Origin of the sequence: Paraburkholderia sp. J8-2, from assembly GCF_905220195.1 — a bacterium.
Lineage (GTDB): Bacteria > Pseudomonadota > Gammaproteobacteria > Burkholderiales > Burkholderiaceae > Paraburkholderia.
Genome location: NZ_CAJMZA010000002.1, coordinates 428141 through 442619, shown reverse-complemented (window position 1 = coordinate 442619; position 14479 = coordinate 428141). Strand labels below are relative to the sequence as shown.

13 protein-coding genes are annotated in these 14479 nt (G+C 66.5%); 12 read left to right on the top strand and 1 reads right to left on the bottom strand.

Annotated elements, in window-relative coordinates; genetic code table 11:
* Positions 1-241: 241 nt before the first annotated feature.
* The 3 genes from U5A52_RS07265 to U5A52_RS07255 are packed head-to-tail and all read left to right on the top strand — an operon-like array spanning position 242 to position 2807.
* Entirely contained in the window at positions 242-1546 is a 1305-nt protein-coding gene (locus tag U5A52_RS07265; RefSeq protein WP_321907558.1) for a D-alanyl-D-alanine carboxypeptidase family protein, read from the top strand.
* Entirely contained in the window at positions 1546-2517 is a 972-nt protein-coding gene (locus U5A52_RS07260) for a D-amino acid aminotransferase (RefSeq protein ID WP_321934368.1), read from the top strand. The genes U5A52_RS07265 and U5A52_RS07260 overlap by 1 nt, the downstream gene beginning before the upstream one ends.
* A 2-nt stretch (positions 2518-2519) precedes the next feature.
* Positions 2520-2807 carry a DUF493 family protein gene (locus U5A52_RS07255; RefSeq protein WP_407671784.1) on the top strand — a complete coding sequence of 96 codons (288 nt, stop codon included), beginning with the start codon at positions 2520-2522 and terminating at the stop codon, positions 2805-2807.
* 67 nt (positions 2808-2874) lie between these two features.
* On the opposite strand, the gene U5A52_RS07250 is transcribed toward U5A52_RS07255, so the two are convergent.
* Positions 2875-3852 carry a transcriptional regulator GcvA gene (locus U5A52_RS07250; RefSeq protein ID WP_321907563.1) on the bottom strand — a complete coding sequence of 326 codons (978 nt, stop codon included), beginning with the start codon at positions 3850-3852 and terminating at the stop codon, positions 2875-2877.
* A 101-nt stretch (positions 3853-3953) separates the two neighbouring features.
* On the opposite strand from U5A52_RS07250, the gene U5A52_RS07245 reads away from it, so the two are divergent.
* The 9 genes from U5A52_RS07245 (at position 3954) to U5A52_RS07205 (ending at position 14381) form a co-directional block, all read left to right on the top strand.
* Complete coding sequence (locus tag U5A52_RS07245; protein WP_321907564.1) at positions 3954-4280, top strand: DUF2917 domain-containing protein; 327 nt, start codon at positions 3954-3956, stop codon at positions 4278-4280.
* Positions 4281-4375: 95 nt separating this feature from the next.
* The gene (gene lipB / locus U5A52_RS07240; RefSeq protein WP_321934367.1) at positions 4376-5236 is read left to right on the top strand and encodes a lipoyl(octanoyl) transferase LipB; all 861 of its coding nucleotides are present in this window, start codon (positions 4376-4378) and stop codon (positions 5234-5236) included.
* A gap of 13 nt (positions 5237-5249) precedes the next feature.
* A complete protein-coding gene (gene lipA, locus U5A52_RS07235) occupies positions 5250-6239 on the top strand; it encodes a lipoyl synthase (RefSeq protein WP_158756805.1) in 990 nt (329 codons plus the stop codon).
* A 243-nt stretch (positions 6240-6482) separates the two neighbouring features.
* Entirely contained in the window at positions 6483-7535 is a 1053-nt protein-coding gene (gene tauA, locus U5A52_RS07230; RefSeq protein WP_321934366.1) for a taurine ABC transporter substrate-binding protein, read from the top strand.
* A gap of 16 nt (positions 7536-7551) precedes the next feature.
* Complete coding sequence (locus U5A52_RS07225) at positions 7552-8361, top strand: taurine ABC transporter ATP-binding protein (protein ID WP_321934365.1); 810 nt, start codon at positions 7552-7554, stop codon at positions 8359-8361.
* Positions 8358-9254: an ABC transporter permease subunit gene (locus U5A52_RS07220; protein ID WP_321934364.1), complete on the top strand. Its 897-nt coding sequence runs from the start codon at positions 8358-8360 to the stop codon at positions 9252-9254. Before U5A52_RS07225 ends, U5A52_RS07220 begins: the two co-directional genes overlap by 4 nt.
* 302 nt (positions 9255-9556) lie before the next feature.
* Complete coding sequence (locus tag U5A52_RS07215) at positions 9557-10840, top strand: dicarboxylate/amino acid:cation symporter (RefSeq protein WP_321907572.1); 1284 nt, start codon at positions 9557-9559, stop codon at positions 10838-10840.
* 220 nt (positions 10841-11060) lie between these two features.
* Positions 11061-12986 (top strand): sensor histidine kinase, encoded by a 1926-nt coding sequence (locus tag U5A52_RS07210; RefSeq protein ID WP_321907573.1) that lies wholly within the window; start codon positions 11061-11063, stop codon positions 12984-12986.
* Positions 12987-13031: 45 nt separating this feature from the next.
* Positions 13032-14381 (top strand): sigma-54 dependent transcriptional regulator, encoded by a 1350-nt coding sequence (locus U5A52_RS07205; protein WP_321907575.1) that lies wholly within the window; start codon positions 13032-13034, stop codon positions 14379-14381.
* Positions 14382-14479: the final 98 nt, after the last annotated feature.

Below are 14479 nucleotides of genomic sequence, written 5' to 3'. Positions count from 1 at the left end.
TCGTCACCTGGCCGTCACGTCGCGTCTGGCGAGAGAAATGCGTGAAAAATGCACGACAGGTATGCGCAAACGTGTGACATCGCGAAAATTCGCCGCGACGTGACGCGTATAATGTTCGCCAATTTTGTGCTTGCTGCGCTGCGATCGGCGCGTGCACGGCACCCGCATTCCGGCTTTCTCCGACCGTGCGCCGCATGGCGCGCTACGTTCATCCCGTCCCCATTCAGCCCGACCTGAACCTATGCGTTTTCTCTCCTCCGGCCAACCGTCTTCTTTTGTTCCTTCTTCCCTCGTTCGCAATGTCACGCTCGCAGCGCTTGTGCCCGCCGCGCTTCTGGCGAGCGCGAGCGCGTTCGCTCGCACGCCCGCACACACTGCGGGCGTGAAAGTACAGGCGCAGCCGCAAGCAGAAGTGGCTGTCGGCACCCCTGCGGACAACGTACTCGGCGGGCTGCCGCCTCCGGGCGTGAATGCGCGCTCGTGGGTGCTCGTCGACGCCACCGCGAATCAGGTGCTCGCTTCCGGCAATGCCAATGAGCGCGTCGAGCCTGCGTCGCTCACGAAGCTCATGACCGCGTATCTCGTGTTCGAGGCGCTGCAGAGCAAGAAGATCACGATGGACCAGATCGTCACGCCGAGCGAAGCCGTGCGCCGCGTGAAGAACGACGAGTCGCGCATGTTCATCGAAGCGAACAAGCCGGTCTCGGTGCATGACCTCGTGTACGGCATGATCATCCAGTCGGGCAACGACGCGGCCATCGCGCTCGCCGAACTGGTGGGTGGCAGCGAAGCGAACTTCGTCACCATGATGAACGCCGAAGCGCAGAAGCTCGGCATGACGCACACGCATTTCGCCGACGTGAACGGCATGCCCGACCCGAATCACTACACGTCGGCTGGCGACCTCGCCACGCTCTCCACGCGTCTGATCCGCGACTATCCCGAGTACTACGAGATCTTCTCGGTCAAGGAATTCAAGTACAACAACATCAAGCAGCCGAACCGCAACCGCCTGCTGTGGATCGACCCGACGGTCGACGGCCTGAAGACCGGCCACACGCAAGCCGCGGGCTACTGCCTGATCGCATCGGCCCACCGTCCGCTCGCGAGCGGCGGCAACCGCCGTCTCGTCTCGGTGATGATGGGCGAGGAGAAGGAACACGACCGCGTGCAGGACAGCCTGAAGATGCTGAACTACGGCTATAGCGCATACGACACCACGCGCATCTATCAGGCGAACCAGGCCGTGGCGACGCCGCGCGTCTACAAGGGCACGCTCGACGCCGTGAAGGTCGGCGTACAGAAGGACCAGTACGTGACGCTGCCCAAGGGCGCCGCCGACAAGGCCAAGCCGCAGGTCGAACTGAGCAGCCCGCTGATCGCGCCGTTCACGGTTGGCCAGCAGGTTGGTACCGCGAAGTTCGTGGGCGCCGACGGCAAGGTGCTCGCACAGGTTCCGCTCGTCGCACTCGAAGCCGTGCCGCAAGCCGGCATCGTCGGCCGCGTGTGGGATTCGCTCATGCTCATGGTCAACAAGAAGAAGTGATGACAGGCGCTCCAACGACGCAAGCCGCCGAGCCGCTCGTCTGGCTCAACGGTGAACTCACGCCGCTTTCCGAAGCGCGCATTCCCGTGCTCGATCGCGGTTTCATCTTCGGCGACGGCATCTACGAGGTCGTGCCCGTTTATGCGCTCGACGCAGCCGATGGTGAAAGCAAGGTGCGCGTGCCGTTTCGCATTGCGCAGCACCTCGCGCGGCTCAAGCGTTCGCTGGAGAAGGTTGGCATTGCGAATCCGTTCGACGAGGCGGGCTGGCGCGCACTCGTCGCGCGCCTGATCGAGGCGAACGAAACGGCGGGCGCGCTCGCGCGGGATGCGCACGCCAACTTCTACGTGCAGGTCACGCGCGGCGTCGCGCCGCGCGGCCACGCGTTTCCCGCGGCGGCCACGCCCACTGTGTTCGCGATGGTCAATCCGCTCAAGCTGCCCGCGCAGGCGCAGCGCGAGCATGGCGTGCGCTGCGTCACCGCTGAAGACAAGCGCTGGCTGAATTGCGACATCAAGTCGACTTCGCTGCTCGGCAACGTGCTGATGGCGCAGCACGCAGCGGAAAACGACGCGTTCGAGACGATCCAGCTGCGCGACGGCTGGCTGACCGAGGCTTCGTCGGCGAACGTGTGGGTCGTGAAGGGCGGTGCGCTCTTTGCGCCGCCGCGCAGCAACCGCATTCTCGAAGGCATCCGCTACGGCCTGATCGAGGAACTGGCCGAGGCGTGCGGCGTGCGTTTCGAAGCGCGCGAAGTGGCCGAGGCCGAACTGCGCGAGGCAGACGAAATTCTCGTGACGTCGGCAACGAAGGAAGTGCTGGCGGTCGTCGCGCTCGACGGCAAGCCGGTCGGCGCCGGCAAGCCGGGCCCGGTGTACGCCGCGCTCCATGCGGCGTACCAGCGCGCGAAGCAACGCGAGGCGGAGGCTGTGCAAGCACTGGCCGCCGAGCTACAGGTAGTGGAGAAATGAATATGACACAGCAGGCAAGCAACCCCGAAGCGAAAGAATCGCTGATCGAATTCCCCTGCGACTTCCCGATCAAGGTGATGGGCAAGACGCATCCGGAATTCCAGGACACCATCGTGACGGTGCTGCGCGAATTCGACGGCGGCTTCGACGCCACGACCATCGAGACGCGTCCGTCGAGCGGCGGCAACTACACGGGCCTCACCGTCACGGTGCGCGCCACGAGCCAGGCACATCTCGACGACATCTATCGCGCCCTCACCGGGCATCCGATGGTGAAGATCGTGCTGTAAGCGCTGGCAGTGATTCGAACGACAAGGGCCGCCATGCGCGGCCCTTGTTGCATCTGAGGCATTCGTTTCAGGGCACGTCGCCCACACGGGCGCGTTGCGCCGCCGCGGCCGCCGTCATCAGCGGACCGGCTTCGCAAGCGTCCTCGTAGAGCCGCCGAAAGCGCGCGACCTCGTCGAACACCCAGTCGCGGAAGGCCTGCACGCGCTCGGTCTGCATGCGTTGCGGCTGGCAGATGAAGTAGTAGCGCCAGGGGCTCGGCCCGTCGACGTCCTTGAAGAGGCGCACGAGACGCCCGAGCGTGATCTCGTGCATGGCGAGCGAGCGGCGCACGAGCGCGATGCCCTGGCCGTCCATGGCCGCCTGCAGCAGGTTCGACGAGTCCTGGTAGAGCACGCCGCGCTTCGGTTCGGGCAGGTCCTGGAGGCCCGCGGCGTCGAACCAGGGGCGCCAGAGTTCGTCGTCCGAGCGCAGCAGCGGCAGCTTCGCGAGGTCGCGCGGGTCGGTGGGCAGCTTGCCGCCGTTGAAATCGGGCGAGCAGGCCGGAAAGAAGATCTCGTCGAGCAGCAGCTCGGCGTGCAGGCCCGGATAGTGTCCGTAGCCGAAGCGGATGGCGACATCGACATCGTCGCGCGCGAAGTCGGTGAGCGAATTCGTGGATTGCAGCTCGACGTCCCACTGGGGATGCGCCTCGATGAAGCGGCCGATGCGCGGCGTGACCCAGCGCGCCGCGAACGACGACAGCATCGACACCACGAGCCGCCGGTCGCGGTCGCCCGCGCGGATTTCCTGGGTGGCGTGCGCGAGCTGGTTGAGCGCGTCGCGCACCTGGCCGGCGTAGCGGCGGCCGGTGTCGGTCACGCGCACGCGCTTGCCGTCGCGCGCGAAGAGCGCCACGCCCAGCTCCGCTTCGAGCGCGCGGATCTGGTGGCTCACGGCGCCGTGCGTGACGAAGAGTTCGTCGGCGGCGCGCGAGAAGCTTTCGTGGCGGGCGGCGGCTTCGAAGGCCTTGAGCGCATTCAGCGCGGGTAGCTGGCGCAGATCCATATCGTATTTTTTCTCACATAGCCGTGAAAATTGATCGTTTTTCCCGATCCCTTATGGCGTCTACGATTGTAGCCATCGGAGCAGGTCATTCGGAGTCGAAAATGAGAGAAATTTCTTCGGATATCACGTTTGAAGTGGCGGCCGACCAAACGGCCTCGGTGCGCGTCACGCGCAGCACGCGGCTCACCGTGAAGTGCGGCACCGTCTGGGTCACGCGCAGCGACGACACCGCCGACTACTGGCTGGAACCCGGCCACACGCTGCGGCTGCGGCGCGGCGAACGCTTGTGGATCGGTGCGGAAGGCGGTGCGGCCGCGTGGGTTGGGTTCGCCGCGCCGGCGCGCCTGAGCGAGCGCGTGGTCGATATCGCCGCACGCGCTGCGCAGCGCGCAGGCGTTCACATTGGCGACGGCTGGCGCACGGTTTGAGCCAAACGCGGCGGCGATGGGCGGGCAACCCATCGCCGCCGTTATCCGCAGCATGCCCGGCGCGCTTGTCCCGAATTCGGTAAACTCCCGAAATCATGTGCGCCACCCCGGTTTCACCCTCGCAAATCTCTTCGGACCCCGGCATAGCCGCGGCCGATTCCCAAACGGCAGGTTCGTCCATCGTCGTGCGCTGGCGCGGCAACGAGGCTTATCAAACAAGCTTCGACGCCATGCGCGAGTTCACGGCCGCCCGTGACGCGCATACGTCCGACGAAATCTGGCTCGTCGAGCATCCGCCTGTGTTCACGCTGGGCCAGGCCGGCAAGCCCGAGCACCTGCTGGTCGCCAACAGCGGCATCCCGCTCGTGCAGATCGATCGCGGCGGGCAGATCACGTATCACGGGCCGGGCCAGGTGGTGGCCTACCTGCTGCTCGACTTGCGGCGCCGGAAGCTGATGGTGCGCGAGCTCGTCACGCTCATCGAGGACGCCGTGATCGAAACACTGGCGGCGTATAATCTCGCGAGCGAGCGCAAGGCAGGCGCCCCCGGCATTTACGTGCCGCAAGAGGCCAGCGGCGCGAGCGCCGCGCACAAGGGCGCGAAAGTCGCCGCCCTCGGGCTGAAGATCCGCAACGGCTGCAGCTATCACGGCGTGAGCCTGAACGTATCGATGGATCTGAACCCATTTCTCGCGATCAATCCGTGTGGTTACGCCGGTCTCGAAACCGTCGACATGGCCACGCTGGGTGTGGAGGCGAGTTGGCGCGATGTTGCCGCCACGCTGGCGGCGCGGCTCGAGGCGAACCTCGCGGCGCACGCAGCAACACTTCTCACGGTAGCCGAAGCGGCTGCCACAGACCCTTCGGCCGAAGCGGCTGGAGTGGAACCGGCCGTATCGGCCGTCTCCGGCGGGGAACCGCCGCAACCGCAGGCTGGCGTTGCACCGGCGGCCTGACTGGATCGAAAGCATGACTGACATCACTGCGAACCCCGCTGGCGCCAACGCCGACGCCGTTCCCTACGACGCCACCGCAAAACAGAAGGCGCAGGCCAAGACCTCGCGCATTCCGATCAAGGTCATTCCCATCGAGAAGCTCAAGAAGCCCGAGTGGATCCGCGTGAAGGCGGCCACGGGCAACTCGCGCTTCTACGAAATCAAGAACATCCTGCGCGAGCACAACCTGCACACGGTGTGCGAGGAAGCGAGCTGCCCGAACATCGGCGAATGCTTCGGCAAGGGCACGGCCACGTTCATGATCATGGGCGACAAGTGCACGCGCCGCTGCCCGTTCTGCGACGTGGGCCACGGCCGCCCCGATCCGCTCGATCCGGACGAACCGGCGAATCTCGCGCGCACCATCGGCGCGCTCAAGCTCAAGTACGTCGTGATCACGAGCGTTGACCGCGACGACCTGCGTGACGGTGGCGCCGGCCACTTCGTCGAATGTATCCGCCAGGTGCGCGAGCAGTCGCCCGAAACGCGTATCGAGATTCTCACGCCGGACTTCCGCGGCCGTCTCGATCGCGCGCTGCAGATCCTCAACGCCGCGCCGCCTGATGTGATGAACCACAATCTCGAAACGGTGCCGCGTCTCTACAAGGAAGCGCGCCCGGGTTCGGACTACGCGCACTCGCTCAAGCTGCTCAAGGACTTCAAGGCGCTGCATCCCGAAGTCGCGACGAAGTCGGGCCTGATGGTGGGCCTGGGCGAAACCGAAGAGGAAATTCTTCAGGTGATGCGCGACCTGCGCGCGCACGACGTCGACATGCTGACGATTGGCCAGTACCTCCAGCCTTCCGAGCATCACCTGCCGGTGCGTTCGTACGTGCATCCGGACACGTTCAAGATGTACGAGGAAGAGGCATACAAGATGGGCTTCACGCACGCGGCCGTTGGCGCCATGGTGCGTTCGAGCTATCACGCCGATCTGCAGGCGCATGGGGCAGGGGTGGTTTAAACCAGCCCCCGCTTCCTGCAAGCACGCAACACGAAAAGCCCGCTGAAAAGCGGGCTTTTTCGTTATGCGCTGCGCTCGAGCAGCGCGTGTCGTGCGTCGATTTCCACGCCATCCATTGCGGCGCGAAAAGCAATGCTCCAGCAGCGTCATTAGCTAACGCGGATAAGTTAGAACCACCCGCCGCCAGACTCCCTATAGTCGGAACCTTCATTCACTCGAACGTCGTTCCGCCGGAGTCTCCCGATGAACCCACGCGCTCTCCCTGCCTTCGTACGCCGCCCGCACATCGCCGCCGTTGCATTCGCCGCCGCCTGCCTCGCAGCCACGTTCGGCGTGCCGCGCGCGCATGCCGAAACGCGTGAGGTCGTGATTGCGTATCAGGACATGGTGGTGCCGTGGCGCTATGCGCAGGCCACGGGCGAAGTCGAGAAGGAAACGGGCTACAAGGTCACCTACCGCAAGCTCGCGAGCGGCGCCGACGTGATCCGCGCGCTCGCATCCGGCTCCGTGCAGCTCGGCGAGGCCGGTTCGAGCCCGATCGCAGCGGGCCTTTCGCAGGGTGTGGATCTCTCGCTGTTCTGGATTCTCGACAACATCAACGACGCCGAAGCGCTCGTCGCGCGCGACGGCTCGGGGGTGACGAGCATCGCGGGCCTCAAAGGCAAGACCATCGGCGTGCCGTATGTTTCGACCTCGCACTTTCACGCGCTCGTCGCGTTGCAGAACGCGGGCGTGAATCCCGCCGACGTGAAGATCGTCAACCTGCGTCCGCCCGAAGTCGCGGCCGCCTGGCAGCGCGGCAACATCGACGCGACCTACATCTGGGACCCCGTGCTCGCGCAGGTCAAGAAAAACGGCAAGGTGCTGATCACGTCGGGCCAGGTGGCGAAGGCCACGGGCAAGGCGACCTTCGACGGCTTCGTCGCGGACAAGCGCTTCGCGAAGGACAACGCCGATTTCGTCGCGAAGTTCGTCAAGGTGCTGGCCGCCGCGGACGCCGATTACAGCGCGCATCGCGGCGCCTGGAACGCGGCTTCGCCGCAGGTGCAGGCCGTCGCGAAGGAGTCGGGGGCGAATGCCGCCGAAGTGCCGGCGAGCCTTGCGCTCTACGCCTTCCCCACGCCCGCCGAGCAAGCCTCGAAGCAATGGCTGGGCGGCGGGGCGCAGTCGGGCGCGGCGCAGTCGCTGCTCGCCACGGCGACCTTCCTCAAGGAGCAGGGCACGATCCAGAACGTGCTGCCCGACTACTCGGTGGGCGTCGATCCGCAGTACGTGCAGCGCGCCGCCGCGCACTGAACGCAAGGAGCTTTGCATGAGCGCGCTCGCGATCCGCGATCTCACCGTCATCTATGAGGGCGCGCAACGCGGTGCGCCGCCGAACGTCGCGCTCGCGAACGTGAACCTCGAAGTGGCGAGCGGCGAATTCGTCGTGGCGCTCGGCGCTTCGGGCTGCGGCAAGACCACGTTGCTCAACTGCATCGCGGGCTTCATCGAACCCGCGCAGGGCGACGTGCGCGTGAACGGCGCGCGCGTGGAGGGCCCGGGCGCGGAGCGCGGCGTGGTGTTCCAGAAGCATGCGCTGCTGCCGTGGCTCGACGTGCTCGACAACGTCGCGCTCGGTTTGCGTTTTCGGGGCGTGCCGAAGGCGCAGCGCGAGCGCATCGCGCGCGAGCAGCTTGCGCTCGTGGGGCTCGAAGCGCAGGCGCGCGAACGCGTGTATGCGCTCTCCGGCGGCATGCAGCAGCGCGTGGGCATTGCGCGCGCGCTCGCGAGCGACCCGCAGATTCTGCTGATGGACGAACCGATGGGCGCGCTCGACGCCCTGACGCGCGAGCAGGTGCAAACGCTCGTGCTCGACGTCTGGGCGCGCACGCGCAAGACGGTGTTCTTCATCACGCACAGCGTGGAGGAGGCGCTTTTTCTCGCGACGCGCATCGTGGTCATGACGCCGGGGCCGGGCCGTATCGAGCGCGAGTACGAAGTGCCGTTCGCGCGCCAATACCTCGCCACGCGCGATGCGCGCGCGGTGAAGTCGTCGCCGGAATTCATTGCGTGGCGCGAGCGGCTAGTCGATTTGCTGCACGCGGACGCGGGCGCACACGCACACGAGGAGCCGGTATGAGCGTGCCGCAGGAATCGTTGAGAGAAGTCGCGCTGAAGGCGCGTCGCGCGCTGCCCCACGGCGGCGAGGCGCATGGGGCGCGCGAGGCGCAAGCCGCCCGCTCGAAAGTCTGGCGCATGCCCGGCGAAGGTCCGACCGCCGCGCTGAGCGCGGCGTCTGTGGCGGCGCTCGCGCTGCTCTGGTGGCTCGCCACGCACCTGCACTGGCTGCCGCCGCTTTTCCTGCCAACGCCCGAAGCCGTCTGGCAAGCGTTCGCCGACGCCTGGCACGGCCGCATCCAGGGCGGTCTGCCGCTTTCCGAGCATCTGTTCTCGAGCGCGCTGCGCGTGTTCGGCGCGTTCCTGCTCGCGGTCGTGACGGCCGTTCCCGTGGGCATCCTGATGGGCGTGTCGCGCATCGCGCGCGGCCTGCTCGATCCGCCGCTCGAGTTCTACCGGCCGCTGCCGCCGCTCGCCTATCTGCCGCTGGTGGTGATCTGGTTCGGCATCGACGAGACGGCCAAGATCGTCGTGATCTGGCTCGCCTGCTTCGCGCCCATCGCAATGGCCGCGCGCGCCGGTGCGAAGAGCGCGAGCGTCGAGCAGATCCGCGCGGCAGCGTCGCTCGGCGGCGGCTTCGCGCAGATCGTGCGCTTCGTCGTGCTGCCCGCCGCGCTGCCGGAGATCCTCACGGGCCTGCGCATCGCCATCGGCTTTGGCTGGACCACGCTCGTGGCCGCCGAGATGGTCGCCGCGACGGCGGGGCTCGGCCAGATGGTGCTCAACGCGTCGAGCTTCCTGCGCACGGATGTCGTGGTGATGGGCATCGTGCTGATCGGGCTCATCGCCTGGGGCTTCGATCTGGGCATGCGCGCGCTCGAAAAGCGCCTCGTGCCGTGGAAGGGGCGCGGCTGACGCAACACCCCCGCCGTTTCTGGAAATCCAAACAGCAGTAGGGCGCGATTCTGGAAAACCAGATTCGCGCCTTTGTTCATTGAGTAAAAGTCCTTATAAATCAACTTGATGAGCGTTGATGCTTGCTGGCATTCTCCTTGCAACTAAGAACGCGCGGCCACCCAGGCCGCGACAAAAAAACAGTCAGGAGACAGCCGATGTCCGATCCCATCTTCCGGTTTCGCTGATTCCCCAGTTTCGTCCTGTCGCGGCCCGAACCTCCTTCGTTCGGCCATTGGCTTAACTCATTTGCAGGAACCATCGTGAAGAAACCTCTCCACAAAGTCCTCTACGTCCAGGTGATCGTGGCGATCGTCATCGGCGTGATCCTGGGCCACTACTGGCCCGCCCTCGGCATCGACATGAAGCCGCTCGGCGACGCCTTCATCAAGCTCATCAAGATGGTGATCGGGCCGATCATCTTCTGTACCGTCGTGACCGGCATTGCGGGCATGGAGGACATGAAGAAGGTGGGCCGCGTGGGCGGCAAGGCGCTGCTCTACTTCGAGATCGTCTCGACCTTCGCGCTCGTGCTCGGCCTCATCGCCACGCACGTGCTCAAGCCGGGCGCGGGCTTCAACGTCGACGTGAACACGCTCGACGCCAAGGCCGTGGCGAGTTACGCCGAAAAGGCGCACGGCCAGAGCAGCGTCGACTTCCTGATGCACATCATTCCCGACACGATTTCCTCGGCGTTCGCGCAGGGTGAGATCCTGCAGATCCTGCTGATCGCGCTGCTGTTCGGCGCGGTGCTCACGCAGATCGGCGAGCGTGGCCGCCCGGTGACCGCGTTCATCGAAAGCGTCTCGGGCGTGCTGTTCGGCATCGTGAAGATCGTGACGAAGCTGGCACCGATCGGCGCGTTCGGCGCGATGGCGTTCACCATCGGCAAGTACGGCGTGGGCTCGCTCATTCCGATGCTCAAGCTGATCGGCACGTTCTACCTCACGTCGATCGTGTTCGTGCTCGTCGTGCTCGGCGCGATCGCGCGCTTCACGGGCTTTTCGATCATTCGCTTCGTTTCCTACATCAAGGAAGAGCTGCTGATCGTGCTCGGCACGAGCTCGTCGGAATCGGCGCTGCCGCAACTGATGCAGAAGCTCGAGCGCCTTGGCTGCTCGCGCTCGGTGGTGGGCCTCGTGGTGCCGACCGGCTACTCGTTCAACCTCGACGGCACCAACATCTACATGACGATGGCAGTGCTTTTCATCGCGCAGGCGACCAACACGGACCTCACGTGGACCCAGCAGCTCACGCTGCTCGCGGTGACGATGCTCACCTCGAAGGGCGCGAGCGGCGTGACCGGCGCGGGCTTCATCACGCTGGCGGCAACGCTTGCCGTGGTGCCGACCATTCCGCTCTCGGGCATGGTGCTGATTCTCGGTATCGACCGCTTCATGAGCGAGTGCCGCGCGCTCACGAACATCGTCGGCAACGGCGTGGCGACGGTCGTGGTCTCGGCATGGGAGAAGGAGCTCGACCGCAACAAGCTGCGCGCCGTGCTCTCAGGCCAGACCGAAGATCTGAAGGAAAGCGCGGGCGCGTAAGCGGCGCCGGCGGCGGCGCGCAAGCCGCGAGGCGCGCGCCGCCCGCCGATGTTCTTTCTCTCGTTGTTTCGCGGCCATGGCCGTTGGGCGGCGCGCCCGTTTCCCCTGCGTGAGCGCACCGCCCGTTTTTGCCTGTATCGTCTGACGCGGCTGCACGTTTGCCTGAGCGCGCCCGAAGGCCGCTGTCCGCCCCGGACGAGCCGGACGCCCCAGCGCGGCCGTGTGCCACAATCTCCCTCATCCCCTTGACCGCCTGGAAGCCGCTCACGTGACGCGCCGCCTCATCATCCTCTTCGCGCTCGCAGCCGGTCTCGTCGCGGTCTGCGCGCTGACGTGGGCGCTGACGTGGCAGGCCGGCATCGACGCGCTGCGCCGCAACGCGGCCGTGCGCGGCGACCGCACCGCGGCTTCGCTCAAGAGCACGCTCGAGCGCTACGACTCGCTGCCCTATATCGTCGGCGAGCATCCGCTCGTGCAGAACGTGCTCGTCGATCCGCGGCCCGAGTGGGTCGCCGCCGCGAACCGGTATCTCGAAGACGTGAACCGCCACGCGCGCGCCACGACGACCTACATCATCCGCGCCGACGGCATGAGCATAGCGGCGAGCAACTGGCGCGACCCCGATAGCTTCGTGGGCGTGGATTACCGCTTCCGGCCGTATTTCATCGGCGCGATGCAGGGCGGCGTGGGCCGCTTCTTCGGCATCGGCACGGTCTCGCACGATCCGGGCTACTACGTGTCGCAGCCGGTGCGGCGCGACGGCAAAATCGTCGGCGTGGCCGTGGTGAAGCTCAATCTCGAATGGTTTCCGGGCACCGATGCCTCGGAGCCGCTTCTCGTGACTGACGATCACGGCGTGATCTTTCTCTCCTCGGTGCCCGCGTGGAAGTACCGCACGGTGCGCCCGCTGCCACCGGCTGTCGTGGCCTCGATCGACGCCACGCGCCAGTACGCGAGCGAGCCGATCGCGCCGCTGCCGGCAAGCGTCGAGCGCGTGTTGCCGGGCGACGCCGACATCGTGCGCATGGGTGCGGGCATCCGCGCCCCGCGCTACCTGGAGACGCGCCGCTCGCTTGGCGAGCCCGACTGGCATCTCGTCACCATGTCGTCGATCGACCCGGTGCTCGAAGCCTCGCGCAATGCGACCATCATGACGGGCTTCGGCTATGTCTCGCTGTGCCTCTTTGGCTTTTACTGGCGCATGCGGCGCGCGCGCGTGAAGGAAGTAATGCGCAGCCGCGCGATGCTGCAAAAGGCCTACGCGATGCTCAACGAGCGCGTGGCCGAGCGCACCGCTGATCTCTCGCAGGCGAACGAGCGTCTGCAGAGCGAGGTGGCGGAGCGCACGCGCGCTGAAGGCGTACTGCGCGCGACCCAGGACGAGCTGATCCAGGCGAGCAAGCTCGCGGCGCTCGGCCAGATGGCGGCGGGCATCACGCACGAACTGAACCAGCCGCTTGCGGCGCTGCGCAGCTTCTCGGACAACACGCGTGTGTTTCTCGAGCGCGGCCAGTACGCGGCGGCCACCGAAAACCTGGAGGCGATCGGTGCACTCACCGAGCGCATGGGCAAGATCGTGAACCAGCTCAAGCTGTTCGTCGGACGCGCGCGGCCGAGGAGCGCGCGCGCGCCGGTTGCCCGCGCGCTGCGCAACTCGCTCGCGTTGCTCGGCAAGCGGCTCGACGGCGTGCGCGTGGATCTCACGTTGACGGAAGACGGCGCGCCGCCCGTGCCGCTCGATGTGGACGCCGAGTACCCGGACCTGAGCGCGCAGAGCGACGACCTGCGGCTCGAACAAGTGCTGATCAACGTGCTCGGCAATGCGCTAGACGCCGTGGCGGGCCTGCCCGCGCCGCGCATTGCGATCGATGTTCAGGCGAGCGCGGCGACGCTTGCCATCGCGGTGAGCGACAATGGGCCGGGCATTCCCGAAGATGTGTTGCCGCGCCTCTTCGAGCCGTTTTTCACGACGAAGGAAATGGGGCAGGGGCTTGGCCTCGGACTCGCGATTTCCTCGTCGATCGCGCGTGATTGCGGCGGCTCGCTCACGGCGAGCAACGCACCGGAAGGCGGCGCACGCTTCGTGCTGACGCTGCGCCGCGCGCGTGCCGATGCCGCGAGCGCGGCGCGTGCGGCAGGATTGTGATCAAGCGCTCCGAAGCGCGCTTATGAATCAGGATGACGAACGAACATGGTGAACACGACGCCCGGCCGGGTGCTCTACGTTGAGGATGACGAACTCGTGCGCCGCGCGGGCGTGCAAAGCCTGCAGCTCGCGGGCTTCGACGCCGCCGGTTTCGCCAACGCGGAAGGCGCGCTGCCGCTGATCGACGCCGAGTTCGCGGGCGTCGTGGTAAGCGATATCCGCCTGCCGGGCATGAGCGGGCTCGATCTGCTCGCGCAATGCCATGAGCGTGCGCCCGAAGTGCCCATCATCCTCGTGACGGGCCATGGCGATATCTCGATGGCCGTGCAGGCCATGCGCGACGGCGCATACGACTTCATCGAGAAGCCGTTCGCCTCCGAGCGCCTGATCGAAACGGTGCGGCGCGCGCTGGAGCGGCGCCTGCTCGTGCTCGAAAACCTCGCGCTGCGCCGCGAGCTGGCGGGGCAGAACGCGCTCGCGCCGCGCATCATCGGCAAGAGTCCGGCTATCGAGCAGGTGCGCAAGCTCATTGCGAACGTCGCGCCCACGGACGCCTCGGTGCTCATCAACGGCGACACCGGCGCGGGCAAGGAGCTGATCGCGCGCAGTCTTCACGAGCTTTCGCCGCGGCATGACAAACCGTTCGTCGCCGTGAACTGCGGCGCGTTGCCCGAGCCGATGTTCGAGTCGGAGATGTTCGGCTACGAGGCGGGCGCGTTTACCGGGGCGGCCAAGCGCCGGATCGGCAAGCTCGAGCACGCGAGCGGCGGGACGCTCTTTCTCGATGAGATCGAGAGCATGCCGCTTTCGCTGCAGGTGAAGCTGCTGCGCGTGCTGCAGGATGGCGTGCTCGAGCGCCTCGGCTCGAACCAGCCGGTGCGCGCCGACTTGCGCGTGGTCGCGGCGGCCAAGGGCGACATGAGCGAGCACGTCGCGGCGGGCACCTTCCGGCGCGACTTGCTGTACCGGCTCAACGTCGTGACGATCGCGCTGCCGCCGCTCGCCGAACGCCGCGAAGACATCGTGCCGTTGTTCGAGCATTTTCTGCTCGACGCCGCGGTGCGCTATCAGCGCAGCGCGCCGCTCCTCACCGAGCGCGACCGCATGCGCCTTGCACAGCGCGACTGGCCCGGCAACGTGCGCGAACTGCGCAACGCAGCGGACCGGCGGGTGCTCGGGATTCCCGACGATCTTTCGGCAGGCGCGGTGGCCGGCGACGACGACGCGCTGCCGCTCAAGGAACGCGTGGAGCAATACGAACGTGCGCTGATCGCCGACGCGCTTGCGCAGAGCAACGGGGCGGTCGCCCAGGCCGCCGAGCGGCTGCAGATGGCGAAGGCCACGCTGTACGAGAAGATTCGCCGCTATGGGCTGGTGGCGCGCGGCGAGGGTTAGCTCCGGTTCGCGACACGTTGTGCAGCGTGCAGGCGTAAAAAAAAGCAGCGGGGCTTCCGCTGCTTTTTTGTTGGTTATTGGCCTACCGGCCTGGCCGC

What these genes read in the sequence shown, in the direction of transcription:
- U5A52_RS07205 (WP_321907575.1), top strand. Translation starts at nt 13,032, where the DNA reads ATGGTGAACACGACGCCCGGCCGGGTGCTCTACGTTGAGGATGACGAA.
- U5A52_RS07220 (WP_321934364.1), top strand. Translation starts at nt 8,358, where the DNA reads ATGAGCGTGCCGCAGGAATCGTTGAGAGAAGTCGCGCTGAAGGCGCGT.
- U5A52_RS07255 (WP_407671784.1), top strand. Translation starts at nt 2,520, where the DNA reads ATGACACAGCAGGCAAGCAACCCCGAAGCGAAAGAATCGCTGATCGAA.
- U5A52_RS07250 (WP_321907563.1), bottom strand. Translation starts at nt 3,852, where the DNA reads ATGGATCTGCGCCAGCTACCCGCGCTGAATGCGCTCAAGGCCTTCGAA.
- lipA (WP_158756805.1), top strand. Translation starts at nt 5,250, where the DNA reads ATGACTGACATCACTGCGAACCCCGCTGGCGCCAACGCCGACGCCGTT.
- U5A52_RS07245 (WP_321907564.1), top strand. Translation starts at nt 3,954, where the DNA reads ATGAGAGAAATTTCTTCGGATATCACGTTTGAAGTGGCGGCCGACCAA.
- U5A52_RS07260 (WP_321934368.1), top strand. Translation starts at nt 1,546, where the DNA reads ATGACAGGCGCTCCAACGACGCAAGCCGCCGAGCCGCTCGTCTGGCTC.
- U5A52_RS07225 (WP_321934365.1), top strand. Translation starts at nt 7,552, where the DNA reads ATGAGCGCGCTCGCGATCCGCGATCTCACCGTCATCTATGAGGGCGCG.
- U5A52_RS07265 (WP_321907558.1), top strand. Translation starts at nt 242, where the DNA reads ATGCGTTTTCTCTCCTCCGGCCAACCGTCTTCTTTTGTTCCTTCTTCC.
- tauA (WP_321934366.1), top strand. Translation starts at nt 6,483, where the DNA reads ATGAACCCACGCGCTCTCCCTGCCTTCGTACGCCGCCCGCACATCGCC.
- lipB (WP_321934367.1), top strand. Translation starts at nt 4,376, where the DNA reads ATGTGCGCCACCCCGGTTTCACCCTCGCAAATCTCTTCGGACCCCGGC.